Source organism: Butyrivibrio proteoclasticus B316 (assembly GCF_000145035.1).
Lineage (GTDB): Bacteria > Bacillota > Clostridia > Lachnospirales > Lachnospiraceae > Butyrivibrio > Butyrivibrio proteoclasticus.
Window position 1 is genome coordinate 1690163 of the sequence record NC_014387.1, and the last position, 22511, is coordinate 1712673.

Below are 22511 nucleotides of genomic sequence, written 5' to 3' on the forward strand. Positions count from 1 at the left end.
ACAAGGAATTTTAGTTTTTTATTTTTTCATGAGGGGAGGGAGAATAATGGCTGAAAGATTAAGAGCCGCGTGGCAAAAAGTTCTCGATTGGTGGAACCAGTTCACAGCCAAGCAGAAGACTTTGATAGTCGGCGCTGGTACTGTTGTGCTGCTCACTATTATCATTCTGGTTACAGTACTTAACCAGCCTCAGTATGTTCTATTGGCTCAGGCCACTTCGACCAAAGAAGCATCCGAAATTAAGGATCTTCTTGATTCCAATTCAATTAACTACAAAATGTCTGATGACGGTTTGGAGTTTCGGGTCCTCAAAAAGGATCAGGCAAACGCCAACCTCATTCTTGGTGCAAATGACATTCAATCGTATGCATACACAATTGATAATGTCACAGAAGGAAGCTTTTCTACGACTGAATACGACAAGCAAAAAAAGTATGTCAAATATCTTGAAAGTAAATTGGAACATGACATGCTTGCCAAGTTTGACACAATTGATTCAGCAAATGTCACTCTTCATATTCCTGACGATGACGGAACCCTTATAGGAAATAAAGATGAAGCTTCGGCATGGATCCTCTTAAATATCAATGATCCAAATGGCTTTGGAGAAGAAAATGCCAATTTCGTTGCTAAAGCTGTTGCTGCTTCCCTTGGAAAAAAATCTACCAACGATATTGTAATCCTGGACTATAGCGGAAATCTGTTGTTTTCAGGAAGTGAAGAAACAACAGATGCAGGAATAGCAAGTAATCAATTAAACCTCAAAACAAAGGCAGAACAAATAGTTAAAAATGAAGTCAAAAAGGTACTTCTTGGAACCAAATTATATGATGATATTCAGGTAGCCAGTAACCTTGTTCTTGATTTTTCCAAGGAAGAGAGAACAACACATAACTATACGCCTGCTGAAGATCAGACACAGGGTGTTTTGTCTCATGAATCAATTTATAATGCAGAGAATGTAAATGGTGTTAGTGGCATTCCGGGTACTGATACCAATGAAGATGATGAGACTACATATGTTACTCAGGATAATACCAATTCATCATCAACGATTACAGAGGAGGACAGATCCTACTTACCTAACGAAGATATTACAACCAGGACCAATATCCCGGGCGCGATAAAATATGATGAATCTTCGATTTCCGTTACAGCAATAAACTATGTTGTAATGAAGGAAGAAGACTATGATAAAGCAGCTAATGGCGATCTTGACTGGAAGGATTATAAAATTGCCAATACAGAGCCTGCTACTATGCAAGTTCCCGATGAAATGATAAATGTTGTAGCTAAAGCAACAGGAATTGCTGCAGGCAATGTAGCTATGGCTGCATATACCCAGTATGTATTTATTGACAAGACCGGTGCAAATATTACAGTTACAGATATTCTGCAGATTGCAACTATCCTCATTATCCTAGGACTTCTTGCATTTATCGTGATCAGGAGCATGTGGACATCCAAGAAGACAGAGGAAGAACCGGAACCGGAAGAACTTTCTGTTGAACAGCTTCTTGAGTCTACACCTGAGGAAACTCTTGAGGATATTGAGATGGATACAGGCTCAGAGACTAAGAGGCTCATCGAGAAATTCGTTGATGAAAATCCTGAAGCTGCAGCTACACTTCTTCGTAACTGGCTAAACGAGGACTATGGATTGTGAGCAAAAATAAATTTTGTGGGGAGTATAGACTATGGATGCTGATATAAATGCTAATGGTGGCGGTGGCGGCGGTGACCTTGCCTCCTTAACTGCCGGCTTTAGTGGCACTCAAAAAGCGGCGATCCTGTTAATTGCACTTGGACCGGAGAAATCATCCGCCATATTTAAACATCTTAAGGAAGAAGAGATTGAGGAATTAACTCTTGAAATTGCCAATACCAGAAGTGTTACTTCACAGATAAAAGAGGCAGTTTTGGAAGAGTTCTATGGAGTTTGCCTTGCACAGCAGTATATCGCAGAAGGCGGTATCAACTATGCCAAGGAACTTCTTGAAAAAGCTCTTGGTGAAGATAAAGCTCTTGATGTTATCAGTAAGCTTACTGCTTCACTTCAGGTTAAGCCATTTGAGTTCATTCGTAAGACAGAGCCTTCTCAGATCCTTACCTTCATACAGGATGAGCATCCTCAGACAATAGCTCTTATATTGTCTTATATGTCACCTGCCCAGAGCTCACTTATCCTTTCAGCTATTCCACCGGACAGGCAGGCTGATGTTGCAAAACGTATTGCTGCAATGGACAGGACCAGTCCTGATACCATAAAAGAGGTAGAGAAAGTGTTGGAATCAAAGCTATCATCTCTTGTAAACCAGGATTATACAATCGTTGGTGGTGTAGACGCGGTAGTAGAGATTTTGAATACAGTAGACCGTGCTACAGAGAAACATATCATGGAGACTCTCGAAATCGAAGAGCCGGAGCTTGCCGACGAGATCAGAAAGAAGATGTTTGTATTCGAGGACGTTCTTCTTCTGGACGACAGATCTATTCAGAGAGTGCTGCGTGATGTTGAAAACAGTGACCTTGGACTTGCTCTTAAGGGCGCTACAGAGAATGTTCAGACAGCTATCTTTAATAACCTGTCCAAACGTCTTGCTGCTATGATCAAGGAAGATATGGACTTTATGGGTCCTGTACGTATGAAGGATGTTGAAGAAGCTCAGCAGAAGATAGTTAATGTTATCCGTAAGCTTGAGGATGCAGGCGAAATTGTTATCTCCAGAGGTGGAGGTGATGAGCTAGTTGTCTAATTTATTTAAAGGCGGTTTTGTTAACTACGATGACACCGAGAAGTTTGTTATTGATAGTAACGAACTTGCAAACCAGAAAATTGAAGCTTTTCAGGAGCGGGAGCTTAAACGTCAGCGTGCAATGATGTCTGAAGAAGAGGGCTATGCTCCTGAGGGCAATGATGGAGACTTTGTTCCCGGCATAGATATGGAGCAATTATCTCAGCTTACTGAGGATCAAGGCATGATGGAACCATATCCTGATCCTCAATTTGATATGGAAGCGATGCAGGCTGAGATGGATCTAAAGATCCAACAGGCACAGGAACAGGCTGATATGATCATTCAAAATGCGCAGGAACAGGCCAATCAGATAATTTCCCAGGCTCAGGAAGAAGGCCACAGACAGGGCTATGAAGCCGGGTATCAGGAAGGCGTTCAGGCTGCGGAAGCTCTTAAGGCTGATATTGAACAGCAAAGAGGCGACCTTGAAGCTCAGTATCAGCAGATAGTTGATGGACTTGAACCTGAAATGGTTGATGTTCTCACCCAGATTTATGAGCATGTTTTTGGTGTGGAGCTTAGGGACGATAAAGAAATAATCCTTCATCTTCTGAAATCAACCTTATCAAGAATTGAGCCGGGGAAAGACCTTATCGTACATGTTTCTTCTGATGACTATGACGATGTCATAGAAGAAAGAGAATCTTTAGAAGCGTGCATTACATCTCCAAACACAACGATGGAGATCATAGAGGACCCTCTTTTAAAAGAAAATGAATGTATGATTGAGTCTGACAGCGGTGTATTTGATTGTAGTCTTGGCGTTGAGCTTTCAGAATTATCCAGAAAGCTTAAGCTTTTATCTTTTGACAGAGCAAAGCGCTAATAATATTTACAGGAGCCAATATGCTGACATCTCAGGTGGATCTTTCCAAGTACAAAAAGATGCAGAATGCTCCATTTTATCGTATGAGTGGTAAAGTGGTGAATGTTATTGGGCTTACCATCGAGTCTGCAGGACCTGATGCTAAGCTTGGTGATATATGCCTTATTTACCCCAAGAAAAAAGATAACGAAACCATGTCAGATTCCAAGGGCAGACCTGCTATGGCTGAAGTTGTCGGCTTTAAAGACAACCATGTTCAGCTCATGCCCTACGAAAATACAAGCGGAATAGGAAATGGAAGTATAGTAGAAAACACAGATTCTCCGCTAAGAGTTAATGTAGGCGAAGGACTTCTTGGCCAGACACTTGACGGGCTTGGAAGAATTGATGGAACAAGCTACGGAAAAGGCGTTATGCTAGAAGATGGCGTTGCCTATTCTGTTGAGAATCAGCCACCGGATCCTATGACCAGGGACCCTATTTCAGAGGTTTTGTCCCTTGGGGTAAAGGCAGTAGATGGACTTCTGACAGTTGGTAAAGGACAACGTATCGGTATTTTTGCTGGGTCTGGTGTTGGTAAGAGTACACTTCTTGGAATGTTTGCCAGAAATACACAGGCGGATATAAATGTTATTGCACTTATAGGAGAGCGAGGCAGAGAGGTTAGAGAATTTATAGAGCGTGACCTTGGAGAAGAAGGCATGAAGAGATCAATAGTTGTCTGTGCCACATCGGACAAGCCTGCTCTTGAGCGCCTTAAGGCTGCCAAAACGGCAACTTCTATAGCAGAGTATTTTAGAGATAAGGGCAAAGACGTTCTGCTTATGATGGATTCTCTTACCAGATTTTCCATGGCTCAAAGAGAAATTGGGCTTGCAAGTGGTGAGCCTCCTGTATCCAGAGGATATCCTCCAAGCGTTTATGCTGAGATGCCCAAGCTCTTGGAACGTGCCGGAAGATCAAGAAAAGGTTCCATTACAGGCTTATATACCGTTCTTGTAGATGGCGATGACATGAACGAACCTATCACGGATACTGCCCGTGGTATTCTTGACGGACATATAGTATTAAATCGTAAGCTTGCGCAAAAAAACCATTATCCGGCTATAGATGTACTTGCCAGTATTTCAAGATGTATGTCGGCAATAGCAGATCCGGAGCATAAAAAAGCTGCAGGAAAACTTAAAAATGTTCTTGCAACTTATAATGACGCCGAGGATCTTATAAATATCGGAGCATACAGAAGCGGAGCAAATAAGAATATAGATTATGCTGTTTCCAAGATCGAACAGGTAAATGCTTTTCTGACACAGGAAACAGATGAGAAGTTCAGTTTTGAAGAAATTCGGGATATGCTGATTGATATGTTTAATGATTAAGAGTATTTATGGCAAGATTTGTATACAGGATGCAGAGCGTCCTTAATATCAAACAAAAAACTGAGGGGCAGATCAAGATGGAATTTGCTGCTGCTCAGGCTGAACTTAATAAGCAGATTGATATATTTGATGAATATGTCAGAAGAAAAGAGGCTTATCTTGCAGAGGCAGAAGAACTTAGAAATGCAGAAGTTCTAAAACTTCAGGATATTCTTGACAATCAGTATGCAACAGCTCAGATGGATGTTATGATCGCTTCCCAGTCCAAAGTTGTTGCCCAGCATCAGGAAATTGTTGAGAAGGTCAGAATAAGACTTACAAGAGCCATTCAGGAGCGCAAGATGCAGGAAACACTAAGAGAGCGCGCCTATGCTGAATGGGTAGAGGAAGAGAAGCAGGAAGAAGCTAAAGAGAACGACCAGCGCACGAGTTTTACTTATACACAGAGACAGCGCGAATAACAAATCAAGTGTGAGGGGAATAAATGGCCGATCAGATTGAAGATCCAAAAGCCGCCAAAGCCAAACTTAAAGCGGATAAAAAAGAATATCAGAAACAGTTAAAGGCTCAAAGAAAAGAAGCCAAGGAAAAGGCTCAGGAATTTGCCGATAGGACTGCGGAAATTAACGGCGATAATGCCGGCGGTTTTGCTACTATTGTCATTACATTTTTGATCATTCTCATATGGCTTGCTATCATGGCTCTTTTAATAAAGCTTGATGTAGGTGGCTTTGGTTCAGATATCCTGGCTCCAATTATAGGAGATATCCCGGGACTAAACCTTATCCTTCCGGATAATGCCACCAAACAATCAGAGCAGCCAACAGATATAAGCTCTGCTGAAAGCTCTAATTCATCACTAAATAGCATGGAAGAAGCAAACGCTTATATTAAGAGACTTGAGCAGGCGCTTCAGGAGGAAATGACCAAGAACAGCAGCTATGCATCTTCTATAGAAAAACTTGAGGCTGAGGTAGCAAGACTTGAGCCCTTTGAAAGACAACAAAAAGAGTTCTATGAGGAAAGAGCCAGCTTTTATGCAAGTGTTGTTTATGGTGACTATGCGCCGGATGCTGCTGCCTATGCTTCCTACTATGCCATGATCGATCCCGAAACAGCCGAAAGACTCTATCAGGAAGTTGTTCAGGGAAAGCTTGATGATGAAGCTATAAAAGCCTTTGCTACAACCTATTCGGGAATGAAAGCCAAACAGGCTGCGCAGATATTTGATGAAATGATCAATGAGAACCAGATACAGCTTGTTGCAAGGATTCTTGCGCAGATGACAATAGAGAACAGAGGAGATGTGCTTGCTCAAATGGAAAAGCCTAACGCTGCCAAGCTTACTCAGCTCCTTGAGCCATCTGCTTTGGAAAAAGAATCTACACAGGTCACAGGAGAAAAGAAATAATATTAAATAATTATAAATATTTAAAAACTTCACCCGGTCGGGTGAAGTTTTTTTGTGCTCTGCCGATATACAAGTTGAGAATCTATGCACCTTGAATAACTAAAAAAGGAGGTACTTGATGAGCAGTACTACTAATGGAATAGGCACTTTGATGCCTGTTAAAACAAGTACTGCAGCGACATCTGTTTCAAAAGTAGAATTTACAACAAAAAGCTCGAATAAAGTCCAGTCCGGCTTTGATGGAATATTAAGTAAGGTTTCTGACACCATGATAAATGCCAGAACAGTAGACGTGAAAAAAACGCTTTCCAAGGGAGTTGATCCTAAGAAGGCAGGCCTTACGGAAAATATCAATCAAAGAAATGACCAGACAAAAGCTAATGATAATACCTCAAAGCTTAATGATGCTAAGACTAATAATACAAATACTGACAATGACTCAAAGGTTTCTGATGAAAACATAAAAGAACCATTAGGGAAAGAGATAAATTCTACGAATATACAAGAGACAGATAGCACGGAAGCAAATAATAAGCTGCAGAAGGCTATAGAAGAAGGTGGTAAGGAAATCATTTCTGATATAGCAAAGGCACTTGATATTTCAGAGGAAGAAATACTAAATGCAATGCAACTGCTTGGACTAACATTTGCAGATCTTTTAACTCCTCAGAATACAATGCAACTGGTTAATGAACTTGGTGGACAGGATAAGGCGCTTGATCTGATAACGGATTCAGATCTAAATACATTTATGCAGGACCTCTATGAGGGTGCAGAGGGTATGAAGAGCGAACTTATGAATGAGTTTGACTTATCCGAGGAAGAGTTTGACCAGATAGTAGCTGATAACAAGGAAGATTTGGGAACGCATATTCAAAATGCTAAAGAAAAAGTTCCGGAAATAATTGTTAATGAGGCTGCTCAGGATCTGAACAAAGAACTGACTGCACCACAGTCTAAGGATTCCGCTCCTGAAATTAAAATTGAAGAGATTACTTCTGAGACAGAAACAGAAGAGATTTTTAAACCTGTAGAAACAAGCTCGCAGACAAGTAAGAATAACTTAGGAAACAGCGAAGGCAGCTTATCAGGTAATGATCAAAGTCCAAATCTCTTTAACCAGCTTATCAATAATCAAACAGATAATATTGATGTTGTACCTACAGGGCCTGCTGCCTATACAGACAAGGCACAGGTTGAGAATATCATCAGGCAGATTGCAGACAGGATTACTGTTACACAGGCTGCTGATGAGCATAGCATTGAAATGCAGCTGCATCCTGCAAGCCTTGGCAATGTAAACATACTCCTGACCAGCAGTAAGGAAGGAATTGTAGCCAAGTTTACAGCTCAGAATGAAATTGTTAAAGAAGCTGTTGAAAGCCAGATGATGACGCTTCAGCAAAAGTTTAATGAGCAGGGCATTAAGGTTACATCGATTGAAGTTACGATTGCAAGCCATGCATTTGAACAAAATCTCCAGCAGGGAGATGGCGGAAATGACGCTTACAACGAGAGGCAGGCTAAAAAAAGCAGATCGCTTCGAAGGATCAATCTATCTGAGATTGATGATGTGGCGGAGGAAGAAAACCTTTCTGATGCTGACAGGATTGCAGCACAGATGATGGCAGCAAACGGTAACTCAGTTGATTATAGTGCCTGAGATAATTTCTTTTAATTTGATTTATGATTGCTGCTATGGAGGAAACTTCATAGCAGCATAGAAAGGTAAATGTTATGGCAGATATAAATCAGGTTAGTGCTGTTATAAAAAATGGTGAAGTAGCTAATACTGTTAAAGAAGATGCTACAAAAAATGCTACTGCCGGTTATGATAAAGATTCATTCCTTAAGATACTTGTTGCTCAGATGAAGTATCAGGATCCTATGGAGCCTACATCAAATACAGAGTATATCAATCAGTACGCAACCTTTACTCAGGTCGAGCAGCTCAGTAATATGGCTAATTCAATGGCTCTTTCAAGAGCATCAGAGATGGTTGGCAAGACTGTAAGAGTTACTCAGTATAATCCTGACAACGGCAAGACAACTGAGGTTGTTGGCGTTGTTGATTTTGTTACCTACAATGCAAATAAGGCATATCTCAACATTGAAGGCACCAACTACAATGTCGAGGATGTTACAGAAGTATTTGATACTGATTATACAGATGCCAAGGCAGTTGTTAAGGACTTCCAGGAAGCCATCGATAACCTTCCAAGTAACGTTGATTTTGTAAATGAGCAGGATCATGGTCTTACAATCGATACAATGTATGACTTCTACATGAACAAGATGGATAAGAAGGCCAGAAATATGATGGATCCCAATTATGTTACATCCCTTCAGCAGTATGTTCACAGAATCGATGATATCCGCGGCGATGAGCACAGAACCTTTAAGATTGATGATACTTCTTCTACCAAGAAAGAAGAATCAAAGACTGAATAAGTCTTTAATAAGTAACTGTTAATTTTGTTTTTATCCGGAGACAAGAACATGACAATTGATGAACTTAGATTTTCTTCAATAGGTCAGGTCCAGGATCAGTACTTAAACCCGAAAGTACCTGCTACTGGTAATAAGAAACCTCTGCCAACAGGTGAAGGTTCTTTTGCTCAGGTACTAAATAAAATTCAGGAACAAGCCGATAATAGTAATGTAGCAAGAGGAAATATTAAATTTTCCAAACATGCTGCAAACAGGCTACATGATAGAAGCATAGAGCTGACAAATGATCAGATGCTCAGATTAAATCAGGGTGCAAAAGAGGCGTCTGAAAAAGGTATAAAAGATTCTCTCATTTTAATTGATCAGCTGGCATTTATCGTTAATGTTCCTAACAACACAGTTGTAACTGCAATGGATCAGACCGAAACTAAAAATAACGTATTTACAAATATCGACGGTGCAGTGATTGCATGATTGGACCGAAGTGCCGACCAAGGGTTAACGGTTATCGAATATAACTGTTATTACCGGCATCAGGAGATCTTAGATTCCCGACCGATAGAAGGAATCATCCGCATTTTCACGCATCCGTCCAAAATTTAAGTGAAAACTGTAACCGGGATTACTATCAAAAAAGTTCCCGTATACTGTCACTTGATCATTTTTGGAGGACTTTGCCTTATGATGAGATCATTATATTCTGGTGTTGCTGGTCTTAAGACCCACCAGACCAAGATGGATGTTATTGGTAACAACATTGCCAACGTTAACACCACATCTTTTAAATCACAGTCTATTACATTCTCAGACCTTATGTATCAGACAACTCAGACAGCATCAGGTGCCACAGAGACCAAGGGTGGTGTAAATGCACGCCAGATCGGTCTTGGTGCCAAGTCAGGTGCTATCAATACAGCGATTACTTCTCAGGGAGCTACTCAGACAACAAATAACCCATTTGATATCATGATAACTGGTGAGTCTTTCTTTATCGTTAATAACGGTAATGAGAACCTCTATACAAGAGATGGCTCTTTCTACGTAGACGGTGCCGGAAACCTTGCGATGCAGTCTAATGGTTATCTTGTACAGGGCTGGAAGGCAGTAGAAGACAGAGATACTGGAGAAATTACAATCAGTAAGGGTGAGCTTACAGGACTTCAGATCATGAGCCCTGAGAACAGCACATATTCACCAGCATCAACAACATCATCATTATTCAGCGGAAATATTGATGATTTCGATTCAAACCTAACTTCTGATGATGGTAAGACTATTACTCTTGAGTTCTATGACAACAAGGGTTATCTCTATACAGGAAAATTTACACTTAAGGATACAGAAACTGAGCACTTATTTGCTCTTACACTTACAGATATTATCGATTCTAACGGAAAGTCTATCAATGACAATCCAGAAGGAATAGACAGACTTAGCCTTATTACTCTTGGAGATCAGACCAATACTAAGGCAAGATCACAGACAACAAAAGTTCAGCAGGGATACACACCAGTACAGTCTGTAGACTCAACTAAGATTACAATCAACAAGGATGGCGGCGATATCAAATATGATAACGTTGCTAAGCATGGTAATCTTGTTGACCTTATGAGTTCAGCAACAACTAATGCTAAGACAGCAAACCTCCTTCAGGATGCTTATGATCTGTCTGATGACAAGATCAAAGAGCTCTATGGTGAGACTCTCTTCAAGGAAGCTGAATACGATATAGCTACTAATGGCGATATTACAGTAACATTTGCGAAGCCAGATCTTTCATCACTTCCTTATGATGCAAATACTTTCCAACAGGTAGATTTTGGAACAAAGAATACTGATGAGTACTTCACAAATGCTGCTTCTCAGAAGGCATATAAAGTTCCTTCATCTCAAGGCGGCAAGAAAGATGCATCAGATCTTACAACAGATTTTCTTAAGGATGTATTTAATATCACAACAGATTATACAGCAACTGATGCCAGCGGAAAGGCATTATATTCTTACACTTACGGAAGTGGTAAGCTTTCAATATACAAGAATATAGAACTAAATCCTACAACAACTTCAGGTAGACCAATTGCTGATATATATACAGCCGGTTCTTCAGCAGATATTTCACAGTATTTTGGAACATCTTCCAGTGCAGCAGATACTCTTCATACTGTTATTGAAAACTGGGCTTCTACAGCAGGAAATGATATAAGCAAGCTTTCTTATACATATTCTGCAAGTGGAGAACTTACAATTACTCAGAAAGTAACTCAGCCGGCTGATAATTATACTGATGAAGCTCAGCTTACAGGAGTTGTATCAGCAGATGCTACTGTTTTAGATGGGAAACTAGTAAAAGGAACAGATGGATATACGACTTATGCAGATGTTTTAGCTATTGCTCAGGATACAACCCCTACATATTCTGCTGAAGAGATAGCAACAGCACAGGCAGTTGTTGATAAAATGGACGATATATATGCAACATTAGGTACAACTACTACTGCAGCAGACGTTTCTGGTCTTTCATTTAAGTTTGGAACGTTAACTGGAACTCCTGCTATAGTTGTTAAATATCCTTCAACAGAAGAAGTAGAGAAGGGATTCCCAGATGCAGCTTTATCATCAACAACGTATGTTGCAAGAGCTGTTGAGTATGATAAAGCTTATGTAAGTGACTACACAAAGACAACACCATCTTATGTATATCAGAACAGAAGTACCTATGGAACATCTTATTACGTACTTGATAATGCGCTTACAAGAGATGATGTTACAGCTACAAATATCAACGCAGATTTTCTTAAAGCAGTATTTGCTGGAAAATCTGCTGATATTCAAGACTTTATAAACAATATGGGAACTGGAACCTTCACAATGTCGATATCAAAAGAAGGTTACGTTACATTCTTGCACAAAGAAACAAGCGGAACACCACATAGTAAGCTTGAAAAGTATACTATTGATACTAATGAAGATGGAACAATCAGATATTCCACATCTGCAGCTTATGAAGATGTACCTGCAACAGGAAATATCAGCGATCTTTTAGAGACAGCCAAGGGCGAATATGCAGGTCTTTTGAAGAAAGTATATGGAATATCTGATGAGGCAGCTGATGCCTTCGGTATTGATGGAACATACTCAATCGATAATACACCTGGATCATCAAACTACGGAGCAATGACACTCAATGTTGGTAAGCATTCTATTACACTTGAGTTCAAACCAGAAAATGGTGTTATTGGAGCTGTTGACGGAAACACAGATGCAGCAATGACTGTTGACCTTCACTTTGATCAAACTGAGGGCTATGGACTTGAGCCATTCGGTTTCCAGGCATCTGCTACTAACGCTGATGAGCAGGATAGAGCAGGAAATATTACAATTGATTTCTCTACAGTAACTAACTACAACACTAACGGATCATCAACAATCAAGGCAGTTAAGGGTGATAAGAAGAGTCTTAACACAGGACGAGCAGTTGGTGAGATGAATGGCGTTTCAATTTCAACAGATGGACAGATCTATGCTACATATTCAAATGGCCAGACCAAACTCCTTGGACAGATTGCATCTGCAGAGTTTGCTAACGCATCAGGTCTTTCTAAAGAGGGTGACAACCTCTATGCATCAACTCTTAACTCAGGTGAAGCTACAGTACAGGATATCACAACTGATGGCGGCTATATGAATACAGGAGTACTTGAAATGTCCAACGTAGACCTTTCATCACAGTTTACTGAGATGATCACAACTCAGCGTGGATTCCAGGCAAACAGCCGTATCATCACAGTATCAGATACACTTCTTGAGGAACTTACAAACCTTAAGAGATAATAAGATAGTAAATTAAATGATCATAGGCAAAGCTTCAGCCCTGTATCTTCGGTCGGATACAGGGCTGTATTAATGCATTTACTAACACTTTGGATTATTCATTTAGTTATCGTTATTAGGTGAGTCATTTGCTTCAATGTTTTGTAAAAAATACCTGAAGTGCATGATATAGATGTAGCTGCCAGGCTTTCATATCGTGAACACCGCCAGGAATTATGAAAAAGTCATAGTTTACATCTTTTTTAAGATATGGAGACTGTGCAAGAGCTCTTTCCATGATCTCTTTATGCTCTTCAAAGGCTATGTCTTTATCACCATTAGCACAGAACATATAGTCAAGCACAAGGCCTTTATCGTGTCCTTCGGCAAGTGTCTTACAGATTCTCTCAACTTCAAGGTCATGATCACCGAAAGGCCCGCAGCAGCCGGAAAATGGGCCATAGTAGGAGAATAGATCAAAGTTATTGTAAAATGCAGCTCTGTAAGTTGTCATAGATCCGAGAGACAGACCGGCAAAGGCTCTGTGATTTCTGGTCTTAATGAGATTTTCCTCAGTTACATCGCCTTTTGCATAGCTGCTATAGTGACTCTCTACTGCTGGTATAAGGTCATTTCTAAGCTCATATCTAAAGTTCTCACATATTCCTTCATCATGAGTATTTTTGCTTTCCTCATCGTGATAGAAGGTAGGTGTCACAATGATGCATGGTTTGCAGATGCCTTTAGCCATCATGTTGTCGAGGATGGTAACTGTATCCGGGAACATTTTAAGCCACCACTCCTGCATGAATCCACCTCCGTGCAGAAGGTAGAGGATATTATAGCTCTGAGATTTATCGTATCCGTATGGAAGATATACATAGGCTCTTTTATTAAGCTTTCTATGACTGTCGTCGTAGGTCTCAGATGTGTACTCGAAGAGCTCGACAGTTCCTTTATTAGTGCATTCTGTTAGCATTTCCTTTGGCATTTCATAAACGTAATTCATAAGCTTAAACTCCTGATGTTTTGTTTTTTGGTTTATATGGTTAATTATATGTTTTCTTCATATGGATATCCTCTAACTTATTGCGATAAAATTGGTAGCTATTGCTTTGCTATAATCAAAATAACGTCAATACGAACTATTGCCATAAATAAACGGTATAACGCTTATAACAGCCGCATAAAATCTATATAATCAAGTAATGTTATCGAAATAAAATAGATAATATCGATATCCCCACAAAAATGATTTGTAAAAAAGTAGTGTACAGTGCATTTAAAAGTGGTAAAATGAAATTAAATACCACAATATATAGTGTTTGTGGTCGCTAAATATCACAAAAACAATTGCGATAGCAATATTATTGCAACATAATTTCATAACAAATTAACAAAAATGAAATTATGCACCATTTATGACTAAAATGTGAACAAACTCTAGAGCTTTTATGTACGAAAAGTGGTAAAATTAATGCATGTAGAAATAAAATTTCACTAAATATTGAAAATTTGGGGAGAGGTGAAATTTAAAATGCAAAAAAGTGTATTGATGCTGACCAAGCTGGATACCAGAAAAATTCTTATAAATGTTCAGAATATCCAGACGGTAGAAGCGAATCCTGATACAGTTATCTTTTTGGATGGGGGCAAGAAAATCCTGGTTAAGGAGAGTCTTGAAGAGATTTACGAAATGCTTCAGGATAACTGAAGTTTTGAATGTGTATGCGGTTTTCTTATTTACGTAAGATTGTACTAATCTAACGAAAGGGGTAAATGTTGTGGATATTGCGTCATTACTTGGTGTAGGACTATGTTTCGTCTTCATGATCCTCAGTATCGTGTTCTCGGCTGGCATTGCCGGTGTTCAATACTTTTTGGATGCGCCCTCTGCCATGATCACTTTTGGTGGTGCGCTTATGGCGGTTTTGGCTTCGAGAAGTATGCCGAGCTTTATAAACGGACTTAAGTCATACACGCTGATCTACAAGATGCCTGCTGACGATACAAAGGGCACTATCAAACAGATCATCGATTTGTCCAATACTGCTCGTAAGGAAGGACTTCTTGCTCTTGAAGAAGCTGCAGGAAATCTTGAAGATGCTTTTATGAAAAAAGGTGTTGGCCTTATAGTTGATGGTACTGAGCCTGAACTTGTTAAGAGTATTTTAGAGGCTGAGATCGATGCCATGTCAGAACGACATAAATCAAATTATTCCTTCTTCGGTGACCTGGCCGGAATGGGACCTTCCTGGGGTATGATCGGTACCCTTCTTGGTCTGGTTCTGATGCTTCAGAACATGTCAGATCCTTCGTCTATCGGACCGTCCATGGCGGTTGCCCTCATTACTACTTTCTATGGATCAGTTCTTGCCAACTGGTTCTGTTATCCCGCAGAAAATAAACTCAAAGCCAGAGACAATGCAGAATATATGGCAAAGAGTATTGTCATAGAGGGATTATTGTCCATTCAGGCTGGAGAAAACCCTCGAGTTACAGAAGAGAAGCTTAAATCATTCCTGTCACCTGCTGATAGAGCAGCATATGAGGCTGAAAATGGCACTGGCGATGGAGGCGGAGAATAATGGCAAAGAAACCGGAAGAAATAAAACCTGGATTGCCGGCCTGGCAGGGTACATTCGGCGACCTGATGAATCTGCTTCTTTGTTTCTTCGTTTTGCTTTTCTCAATGGCCAGTATGGATGCAGCCAAATTTGAAGAGGTTGCAGCATCCTTCAGTTCAGCTTTCAGCATCTTTTCAGGTGGCGAGATGGCTATAGGAAAAGGAGCTCTGATAGGCGATGGTGTATCGCAGCTTACTGAATTATCTTCCTACATCACTTCAATGGGACTTGCTCAGGCAGGTGATGATGCAGATGAAGAAAGAGATGCAGTTGGAGAGATGGATCAAAAAGAGCTGATGGAGGCGGCGGAAGAAGAACAGCTTGAAGCTTCACAAAAGCTTGCTGAGAAAATACAGGCAGAGCTTGAAGAAGGAGATATAGAGGACGTGGTTTCTCTGAATTATACGAGCCAGTTTGTACAGCTTACTATTCAGGGTTCAATATTGTTTGATTCAGGTAAAGTTGAAATAAAATCTGATGCGATTCCTGTAATTGATAAGGTTGGACAGATTCTTGAATCCTATGCCGGAGGAACTGTTGATATAGAGGGACATACAGATAATGTTCCTATGTCGTCCGGAGGAAAATACGCTAATAACGATGAGCTCAGCTCGGGGAGAGCGCTGGCAGTATTTAATTATCTGGTAGAGAATACAACGCTTGATCCTGCAAACCTTATCCATACCGGAAGAGGTGAGTACGATCCCATAGCAGATAACTCCACAGATGAAGGCAGATCCAGAAACAGACGAGTAGAGATTAAGATCTATAATCCACTTAGTTCATCATATTAAATTGTGAAGGGGACAAAATAAAATGAAAAAGAATTTGTTATCAATCATTATTCTGGCACTTCTTGTTGTGAATATTGGCATGACAGCCTTTATGATGCTAAGTGTTATGACTACCAATTCACAGACAGCCAAACTTATCTCTGATATAGCGGCAGCTCTTGAGCTTGAAGCTAATGGCGGTAATACAGGTGGATTCTCTGGATCAGCTTCAGGAAACGTTGGAGTTTCCAATATTGCTACCTTTGGTTTTACCGGAGATGATCAGCTTACGATCAACTTAAAGCCAGGATCTGATGGTAAGGCCCACTACATGCTGGTTGAAGTTGTATTTTCTATGAACACTGCAAGTGCAGACTATGCGACACTTGGAACTTCTGAGTCTCTTGCGGGCATGAGAGAACTTATCAAAGGTAAAGTCACCAATACACTTTCTTCATATACCATCGAAGAACTACAGGCAGATGATGGTCCTGCCAAAGAAAAGATTCTTGAAGAGGTTCAGGAACTCTACAACTCGAACTTTATTTATGATGTAACATTCTCAAGCGTTCTGTATCAGTAAATTTGATCGCTGGGATTTTCATATTCTCTATACGCTAATTAGTATCGGGAGAGAGGAGAAAAAAGATTGAGTGAAGTCCTGTCACAAAACGAAATAGATAGTCTGCTGGCAGCACTCAGTACAGGTGAGCTGGATGTAGATCAAATGCAGGCGGCTGACGAAAAGAAAGTCAAAGATTATGACTTCAAACGTCCTGCCAAGTTCTCCAAAGAGCATCTACGAACTCTTGAGATGATCTACGAACATTATGGAAGACTTTTGTCGACAACGCTTCCCTTGTACCTGCGTAAGAATGTACAGGTTTCGGTTGCTAACTCGGAGACAGTTACTTATTCGGAGTTTAGTAATGCGTTGTCTAACCCTGTTATTCTTGGAGTTATTAATTTCCTGCCACTTCAGGGAACTATAATTCTGGAATTACAGGCCAATATTGGTTTTTCCTTTATTGACAGAATGCTTGGAGGTGAAGGGGGAACTCTTGATAAGCCCAGACCCTTTACTGACATTGAGATGCCACTTATAGAAAAGCTTGTCACCATCTGTATGCAGCTGATGGTTGAACCTTGGCAGAACGTTGTAGCTATCAATCCTGTTATGGAAAGAATTGAGACAAACCCGCAGTTTGCTCAGGTTATTTCTCCGACAGATATGATCGCTATTGTAACTCTTAATATCAAGATTGGTGATACGGAAGGTCTTATGAATGTCTGTCTTCCTTACTTCACACTTGAGTCTGTCATGGATAAGCTCAATACCAAGTTCTGGTTCTCGACTATGCAGAAAAATGCAGATGAGGATTATGAGGACACACTTGAGAGCATGGTTAAAAGAGTTGATGTTCCCGTCAAAGCCATTCTTGGTAAGTGCAATGTCTCAGTAAGCGATTTTGTTCATTTGCAGGCAGGGGACATTATAAGGCTTGATAACAGAGTAAATACAGATATGCAGGTATATGTAGGAAATATTTTCAAGTTTACTGCACTGCCTGGTACTGCCAAAGATAAATATGCCGTAAGAATAACTTCGGTTGTAAGAGAGGAGGACGAGTAGCAGCATGGATGGAATGTTATCACAAGATGAAATTAATGCTTTGCTAGCCGGAATGGATACTTCAGGCGGTGACGCCGGCGGGGATGCTCCTGCTGATGCACCGGCAGCTGATGACGCCTCTGCTGCTCCTGTTGGGGGTGGCTCTATAGATGAATCTCTTTTGACGGATTCAGAAAAAGATGCGATTGGTGAGGTTGCCAATATCAGTATGGGATCATCAGCAACTACGCTGTATTCCCTGGTTAATCAGAAGGTTAATATTACTACTCCTCAGGTTGAACTTGCAAACTGGGAGCATGTAATTGATAACTATGAAAGACCTTGTGTATTTATCCAGATCAAGTACACAGTTGGTCTTGATGGAACTAACATCCTTATCCTCAAGGAACACGATGTTATGGTTATCACCGACCTTATGATGGGCGGTGATGGTACAAATACAGAGGGTGAGATCGGTGAACTGCAGTTGTCAGCTATTTCTGAGGCTATGAACCAGATGATGGGTGCTGCAGCGACATCTCTTTCTACAATGATCAATCAAAAGGTAGATATCAGCCCGCCACAGGCGACGCTTCTTGATATGATCAATGATGATCCTTCTGACATCGCAGAATTCCTGACGGGAACCTTCGTAAGGATTTCTTTCAAGATGCAGGTCGGAGATCTTGTGGATTCAACTCTTATGCAGCTGTATCCTATAGATTTTGCCAAGACTTTGAAGGATACAGTTATTACCGGTGATAGTGGCGGCGGAGATTCTGCACCTGCTCCTGAACCGGCACCGGCGCCGGCACCTACGCCACCTCCAGCAGCCGGTCCTATGCCTGATGCAGCAGGAATGCCTCAGATGGACCCGAATATGATGGCTGGTGGAATGCCTCAGATGGGTATGGGCATGGGAATGCCTCAAATGGGCATGCCTATGCAGATGATGCCGCAGATGATGAATATGAATATTCAGCCGGCTCAGTTCCAGAATTTTGCCGGTGGAACAACCATCATGGCAGGCGGCGAGAATATAGGTATCATCAAGGATGTTCCTCTTGAAGTTACTGTTGAGCTCGGAAGAACAGCCAAGCCTATTGCAGATATTCTCGATTTTGCTCCTGGCACTATCATAGAGCTTGATAAGGTTGCAGGTGAACCTGTTGATGTTCTTGTTAACGGTAAATTTGTAGCCAAAGGAGAGGTTGTAGTTATTGAAGAAAGCTTCGGCGTCAGAGTTACAGAAATAGTACAGTAACGCCGATTGGGGATAATATGGGACTTGATTCTTACTTGCAGTTTATTTCGGTTTTGATAATTTTCATTCTTGTTCTTGCAGCTACTTTGTATGTCACCAAATGGATGGCTAATTATCAGAAAGGCTCTAATTCCAGCAGAAATATTGAGATAATTGATACCTGCAAGATATCTACCAACAAGTATATTCAGATCATTCGAATTGGCGATAAGTATCTTTCAATCGCTGTTTCGAATGATCAGATTACAAACCTCGGGGAGGTTGATCCTTCTGAACTTGTACAAGAGCAGACAGGAGAAAACCTTGGCTTTAAAGAGATTTTCGACAAAATAAAGGGTGAGAAAAAGGACAATAATGGTAAATAAGAGGGGCGAGAGAGTTTACCAAAATAATAAGGGGTTTGGACTGGCCAGGGTATTTGCTGCAATAGCTTTATCTTTTGGCCTGGTTTGTATCCTCTTTGTTTCTACTTCTGTTACAGCTAAGGCTACACAAAATGTTATATCTGATACCACGCCCACTGATCCTACCACTGACGAAGAAAGTCATTTGACCGGTACTCAGGGAGAGAGGACCAATATTAATGAGCCTGGTTCTAGCGAGGATCCGGAGGACCTTAAGGAACTAAACATTGCTAATACTGTTACGGTAACCTATGACAATGGTAATGGTTCACTTAATGGTGCACTCAGGATTCTGATCACACTTACACTTATTTCCCTTGCACCAACACTTTTGGTGATGATGACCTCTTTTACGAGAATCATCGTCGCACTTCATTTTACAAGAACTGCCATAGGTACCCAAACTTCACCGCCTAATCTGGTGATGCTTGGGATAGCTTTGTTTATGACACTTTTCATAATGCAGCCAACGCTTACTACTGTTTATAACGAAGCTGTTATACCTTTTGAAAATGGTGAAATGGATCAGCAGGAGTTTTTTGAAGAGGCCATGGATCCTTTTAGACAGTTTATGTACGGGCAGACACAGAAAAAAGATGTGATCCTATTTATGAATATTGATGGAATAGAATGGGATGGAGAACTTGATAGTATTCCAAATGTGGTCCTGATCCCCAGTTTTATAGTCAGTGAGCTTAGAACAGCATTCATAATCGGATTTATGATCTATATTCCTTTTATTGTTATAGACATGGTTGTGGCATCGGTTCTTATGAGTATGGGTATGATGATGCTGCCGCCAACAACAATTTCACTTCCGTTTAAGATATTGTTATTCGTACTTGCAGACGGATGGAGCCTTATTATAGGCAATCTTGTTAAATCTTTTTACTAAGAATGAGAGGAGGATGGGCATATGATTACGATAGGTGATATCAATGAGATTATCAGTTCGGCACTTTTCATGGTAATAAAAATGTCTCTGCCTGTACTTCTTACCTCAATGATCATTGGACTTGTTATCTCAATCTTTCAGACTGTTACATCCATCCAGGAACAGACCCTTACTTTTGTTCCTAAAGTTCTGGGAGTTTTTGTTATGATCATGATTCTTGGTAACTGGATGGCAACAGAATTAGCTGGATTTATAACTACGCTGTGGTCTGACTTTTCTCAGTATGTCAGGTAGAAAACAGGGGGCTGCATGCTTGATTACAGTTTTAGTTACGGAGATTTAGAAATTTTTCTTCTGATATTTGTCAGGGTTGCGAGTTTTATCTTTATTGCACCATTTTTTGGAGGAAGACAAACGCCTAACCTTGTGAAGATTGGATTTGGACTCTTACTTTCGATCATGCTCTATGGAGCTGTTCCTTTTGAAGCCCCGTCCTATAACACAATCATCGGATATACAGTGATCGTGTTAAAAGAGGTTTTGGCAGGTTTCCTCATAGGATATGCAGTTCAGTTGTGCGAGCTTATATCTGCTTTTGCTGGAACCATAGTTGATATGCAGGTTGGTCTTTCTATGGTCAATATTTTTGATCCTAATACCAACGAACAGGTCACTATTACAGGAAGCCTTTATTCGCAGGTTCTGACAATGATGCTCATACTTACTGGCATGTATCAGTATATACTCAAGGCTTTGGCTGATACTTTTTATCTGATACCAATAAATGGAGCAGTAATAAACGCTGACAGGCTTCTTGCATCCATAATGGAGTTTCTTAGAGATTATATAGTTATTGGTTTCAGGATATGCCTGCCAATCTTTATCATTACTTTTATTACAAATGTAATCCTTGGTGTTCTTGCTAAGGTATCTCCACAGATGAATATGTTCGCTGTTGGAATTCAGATAAAGATTATTATTGGACTGCTTATTATGTTTATTACAGTTACCATGTTAAACGATGCATCAAACTTTGTTTTTATAAACATGAAGGAGCTGATGGAACATTTTGTATATAGTTTGCAGAGCAGCTGATGCTGAGACAAAACTTTTAATTCCATATAACCTTCAGTTTTTCGCAGAAGATGCAAATGGCGCGGAGAAGTCAGAAGAACCTACCAGTAAAAAGCTTGATGACGCCAGAAAAGAAGGTCAGGTTGCCAAGAGCCAGGAGGTTGCCACTGCATTTTCATTACTTGCTTTTTTCCTGATACTCAGGTTTGGCTATGGCTTTATGGGCGAAAACTTCGAAGCTATATTCGGGAGTGTGTATAACACTATCCCTTTTGTAGCCAGGATGTATGATGGCTTTTTGCCTGTAAATTATATTTATAGCACTATTAATAAAGCTCTTTTAACAGTACTTTTGATCTGCGCTCCGTTTTTTATTTTTGGATTTCTGATTGCGTTTTTATGTGATCTTGTTCAGGTTGGCTTTAAGCCTACTTCCAAGCCGCTTCAGCCTAAATTGTCCAAGCTGAATCCTATCAGCGGTATGAAAAAGATCTTTTCAACCAGAAAGATATTTGACCTGTTAAAGTCCATCTTGAAGCTTGTGATCATGGGAGTTGTGATCATTTCGTACTTTAGTAATAGGCAGGAGTCCATATTTCTTTTATATGACATACCGCTCAAGCAGGCTATCGGCCTTATGGGGAGCTTCATAATAGATCTTGGCATTCGCATTGCGGCAGCTTATATGATAATTGCTTTTGCGGATCTTATATACCAGAGACGCAAGTTCCACAAAGATATGATGATGACCAAGCAGGAAGTCAAGGATGAGTTCAAGAATACTGAAGGTAATCCTGAAGTCAAATCGGCTCAGAAACGCCGTATGATGCAGGCTTCCAGAAGACGTATGATGCAGGAACTTCCCAAGGCAGACGTTGTTATCACGAACCCTACTCATTATGCAGTTGCTATCAGGTATGATGCAGAGGAAGCAGATGCTCCTATAGTTGTAGCCAAGGGTGCTGATTACATTGCTCAGAAGATCAAGGAAGTTGCTAAAGAAAACAACGTAGAAATCGTGGAAAACAAGCCCCTTGCCAGGATGCTATATGCAAATGTTGAAATTGGTGAGATGGTTCCTCCCGAGCTCTATAAGGCTGTGGCAGAAGTACTTGCTTATGTTTATCACCTTAAGGGCAAGGCGTGATATAGAGACAGTATATTAAGACTATCAGGGAAAGGAGGAT

General features: G+C 40.5%; 22 protein-coding genes. 21 read left to right on the plus strand and 1 reads right to left on the minus strand.

Going from position 1 to position 22511, the window contains the following annotated elements; all coding sequences use genetic code 11:
* The first annotated feature begins 46 nt into the window (after window positions 1–46).
* The 10 genes from BPR_RS06915 (at window position 47) to BPR_RS21285 (ending at window position 12696) form a co-directional block, all read left to right on the plus strand.
* Complete coding sequence (locus BPR_RS06915) at window positions 47–1666, plus strand: flagellar M-ring protein FliF C-terminal domain-containing protein (protein WP_013280750.1); 1620 nt, start codon at window positions 47–49, stop codon at window positions 1664–1666.
* A gap of 31 nt (window positions 1667–1697) precedes the next feature.
* Window positions 1698–2756 (plus strand): flagellar motor switch protein FliG, encoded by a 1059-nt coding sequence (gene fliG, locus BPR_RS06920; RefSeq protein ID WP_013280751.1) that lies wholly within the window; start codon window positions 1698–1700, stop codon window positions 2754–2756.
* Entirely contained in the window at window positions 2749–3624 is an 876-nt protein-coding gene (locus BPR_RS06925) for a FliH/SctL family protein (protein ID WP_013280752.1), read from the plus strand. Before fliG ends, BPR_RS06925 begins: the two co-directional genes overlap by 8 nt.
* A gap of 20 nt (window positions 3625–3644) precedes the next feature.
* Window positions 3645–5003 carry a flagellar protein export ATPase FliI gene (gene fliI / locus BPR_RS06930; RefSeq protein ID WP_013280753.1) on the plus strand — a complete coding sequence of 453 codons (1359 nt, stop codon included), beginning with the start codon at window positions 3645–3647 and terminating at the stop codon, window positions 5001–5003.
* A gap of 8 nt (window positions 5004–5011) precedes the next feature.
* Window positions 5012–5464 (plus strand): flagellar export protein FliJ, encoded by a 453-nt coding sequence (locus BPR_RS06935; protein ID WP_013280754.1) that lies wholly within the window; start codon window positions 5012–5014, stop codon window positions 5462–5464.
* Between the two features lie 23 nt (window positions 5465–5487).
* Entirely contained in the window at window positions 5488–6414 is a 927-nt protein-coding gene (locus BPR_RS06940; protein WP_013280755.1) for a MotE family protein, read from the plus strand.
* Between the two features lie 118 nt (window positions 6415–6532).
* Window positions 6533–8077 carry a flagellar hook-length control protein FliK gene (locus tag BPR_RS06945; protein ID WP_042256726.1) on the plus strand — a complete coding sequence of 515 codons (1545 nt, stop codon included), beginning with the start codon at window positions 6533–6535 and terminating at the stop codon, window positions 8075–8077.
* A 74-nt stretch (window positions 8078–8151) separates the two neighbouring features.
* Window positions 8152–8865 carry a flagellar hook assembly protein FlgD gene (locus BPR_RS19750; RefSeq protein WP_013280757.1) on the plus strand — a complete coding sequence of 238 codons (714 nt, stop codon included), beginning with the start codon at window positions 8152–8154 and terminating at the stop codon, window positions 8863–8865.
* 48 nt (window positions 8866–8913) lie between these two features.
* The gene (locus BPR_RS06955; protein WP_026662520.1) at window positions 8914–9339 is read left to right on the plus strand and encodes a TIGR02530 family flagellar biosynthesis protein; all 426 of its coding nucleotides are present in this window, start codon (window positions 8914–8916) and stop codon (window positions 9337–9339) included.
* 207 nt (window positions 9340–9546) lie between these two features.
* The gene (locus BPR_RS21285) at window positions 9547–12696 is read left to right on the plus strand and encodes a flagellar hook-basal body complex protein (protein WP_013280759.1); all 3150 of its coding nucleotides are present in this window, start codon (window positions 9547–9549) and stop codon (window positions 12694–12696) included.
* Window positions 12697–12829: 133 nt separating this feature from the next.
* Here BPR_RS21285 and BPR_RS06965 read toward each other — a convergent pair whose 3' ends face one another.
* Window positions 12830–13684 carry an alpha/beta hydrolase gene (locus BPR_RS06965; protein ID WP_013280760.1) on the minus strand — a complete coding sequence of 285 codons (855 nt, stop codon included), beginning with the start codon at window positions 13682–13684 and terminating at the stop codon, window positions 12830–12832.
* A 528-nt stretch (window positions 13685–14212) separates the two neighbouring features.
* On the opposite strand from BPR_RS06965, the gene BPR_RS20365 reads away from it, so the two are divergent.
* The 11 genes from BPR_RS20365 (at window position 14213) to flhB (ending at window position 22471) form a co-directional block, all read left to right on the plus strand.
* A complete protein-coding gene (locus BPR_RS20365; RefSeq protein WP_013280761.1) occupies window positions 14213–14389 on the plus strand; it encodes a flagellar FlbD family protein in 177 nt (58 codons plus the stop codon).
* Window positions 14390–14459: 70 nt separating this feature from the next.
* Window positions 14460–15263 (plus strand): motility protein A, encoded by an 804-nt coding sequence (locus tag BPR_RS06970; protein WP_013280762.1) that lies wholly within the window; start codon window positions 14460–14462, stop codon window positions 15261–15263.
* The gene (locus BPR_RS06975) at window positions 15263–16096 is read left to right on the plus strand and encodes an OmpA/MotB family protein (RefSeq protein WP_013280763.1); all 834 of its coding nucleotides are present in this window, start codon (window positions 15263–15265) and stop codon (window positions 16094–16096) included. Before BPR_RS06970 ends, BPR_RS06975 begins: the two co-directional genes overlap by 1 nt.
* 22 nt (window positions 16097–16118) lie before the next feature.
* On the plus strand, window positions 16119–16658 hold the full coding sequence (locus BPR_RS06980) for a flagellar basal body-associated FliL family protein (RefSeq protein WP_013280764.1): 540 nt from the start codon (window positions 16119–16121) through the stop codon (window positions 16656–16658).
* Between the two features lie 66 nt (window positions 16659–16724).
* A complete protein-coding gene (fliM, locus tag BPR_RS06985) occupies window positions 16725–17708 on the plus strand; it encodes a flagellar motor switch protein FliM (RefSeq protein WP_013280765.1) in 984 nt (327 codons plus the stop codon).
* A gap of 4 nt (window positions 17709–17712) precedes the next feature.
* Window positions 17713–18951, plus strand: a complete 1239-nt coding sequence (fliY, locus tag BPR_RS06990) for a flagellar motor switch phosphatase FliY (RefSeq protein WP_013280766.1) — start codon at window positions 17713–17715, stop codon at window positions 18949–18951.
* 17 nt (window positions 18952–18968) lie between these two features.
* Window positions 18969–19316 (plus strand): flagellar biosynthetic protein FliO, encoded by a 348-nt coding sequence (locus tag BPR_RS06995; RefSeq protein ID WP_013280767.1) that lies wholly within the window; start codon window positions 18969–18971, stop codon window positions 19314–19316.
* Window positions 19306–20250 (plus strand): flagellar type III secretion system pore protein FliP, encoded by a 945-nt coding sequence (fliP, locus tag BPR_RS07000; protein ID WP_013280768.1) that lies wholly within the window; start codon window positions 19306–19308, stop codon window positions 20248–20250. The genes BPR_RS06995 and fliP overlap by 11 nt, the downstream gene beginning before the upstream one ends.
* Before the next feature lie 21 nt (window positions 20251–20271).
* Window positions 20272–20544: a flagellar biosynthesis protein FliQ gene (fliQ, locus tag BPR_RS07005; protein ID WP_013280769.1), complete on the plus strand. Its 273-nt coding sequence runs from the start codon at window positions 20272–20274 to the stop codon at window positions 20542–20544.
* Window positions 20545–20559: 15 nt separating this feature from the next.
* Window positions 20560–21345: a flagellar biosynthetic protein FliR gene (locus BPR_RS07010; RefSeq protein ID WP_013280770.1), complete on the plus strand. Its 786-nt coding sequence runs from the start codon at window positions 20560–20562 to the stop codon at window positions 21343–21345.
* Complete coding sequence (flhB, locus tag BPR_RS07015) at window positions 21320–22471, plus strand: flagellar biosynthesis protein FlhB (RefSeq protein WP_013280771.1); 1152 nt, start codon at window positions 21320–21322, stop codon at window positions 22469–22471. Before BPR_RS07010 ends, flhB begins: the two co-directional genes overlap by 26 nt.
* The last annotated feature ends 40 nt before the right edge of the window (window positions 22472–22511 follow it).

Coding starts and splice junctions, on each gene's coding strand:
- BPR_RS06915 (WP_013280750.1), top strand. CDS start 47: ATGGCTGAAAGATTAAGAGCCGCGTGGCAAAAAGTTCTCGATTGGTGG.
- fliG (WP_013280751.1), top strand. CDS start 1,698: ATGGATGCTGATATAAATGCTAATGGTGGCGGTGGCGGCGGTGACCTT.
- fliI (WP_013280753.1), top strand. CDS start 3,645: ATGCTGACATCTCAGGTGGATCTTTCCAAGTACAAAAAGATGCAGAAT.
- BPR_RS06935 (WP_013280754.1), top strand. CDS start 5,012: ATGGCAAGATTTGTATACAGGATGCAGAGCGTCCTTAATATCAAACAA.
- BPR_RS06940 (WP_013280755.1), top strand. CDS start 5,488: ATGGCCGATCAGATTGAAGATCCAAAAGCCGCCAAAGCCAAACTTAAA.
- BPR_RS06945 (WP_042256726.1), top strand. CDS start 6,533: ATGAGCAGTACTACTAATGGAATAGGCACTTTGATGCCTGTTAAAACA.
- BPR_RS19750 (WP_013280757.1), top strand. CDS start 8,152: ATGGCAGATATAAATCAGGTTAGTGCTGTTATAAAAAATGGTGAAGTA.
- BPR_RS06955 (WP_026662520.1), top strand. CDS start 8,914: ATGACAATTGATGAACTTAGATTTTCTTCAATAGGTCAGGTCCAGGAT.
- BPR_RS21285 (WP_013280759.1), top strand. CDS start 9,547: ATGATGAGATCATTATATTCTGGTGTTGCTGGTCTTAAGACCCACCAG.
- BPR_RS06965 (WP_013280760.1), bottom strand. CDS start 13,684: ATGAATTACGTTTATGAAATGCCAAAGGAAATGCTAACAGAATGCACT.
- BPR_RS20365 (WP_013280761.1), top strand. CDS start 14,213: ATGCAAAAAAGTGTATTGATGCTGACCAAGCTGGATACCAGAAAAATT.
- BPR_RS06975 (WP_013280763.1), top strand. CDS start 15,263: ATGGCAAAGAAACCGGAAGAAATAAAACCTGGATTGCCGGCCTGGCAG.
- BPR_RS06980 (WP_013280764.1), top strand. CDS start 16,119: ATGAAAAAGAATTTGTTATCAATCATTATTCTGGCACTTCTTGTTGTG.
- fliY (WP_013280766.1), top strand. CDS start 17,713: ATGGATGGAATGTTATCACAAGATGAAATTAATGCTTTGCTAGCCGGA.
- BPR_RS06995 (WP_013280767.1), top strand. CDS start 18,969: ATGGGACTTGATTCTTACTTGCAGTTTATTTCGGTTTTGATAATTTTC.
- fliP (WP_013280768.1), top strand. CDS start 19,306: ATGGTAAATAAGAGGGGCGAGAGAGTTTACCAAAATAATAAGGGGTTT.
- fliQ (WP_013280769.1), top strand. CDS start 20,272: ATGATTACGATAGGTGATATCAATGAGATTATCAGTTCGGCACTTTTC.
- BPR_RS07010 (WP_013280770.1), top strand. CDS start 20,560: ATGCTTGATTACAGTTTTAGTTACGGAGATTTAGAAATTTTTCTTCTG.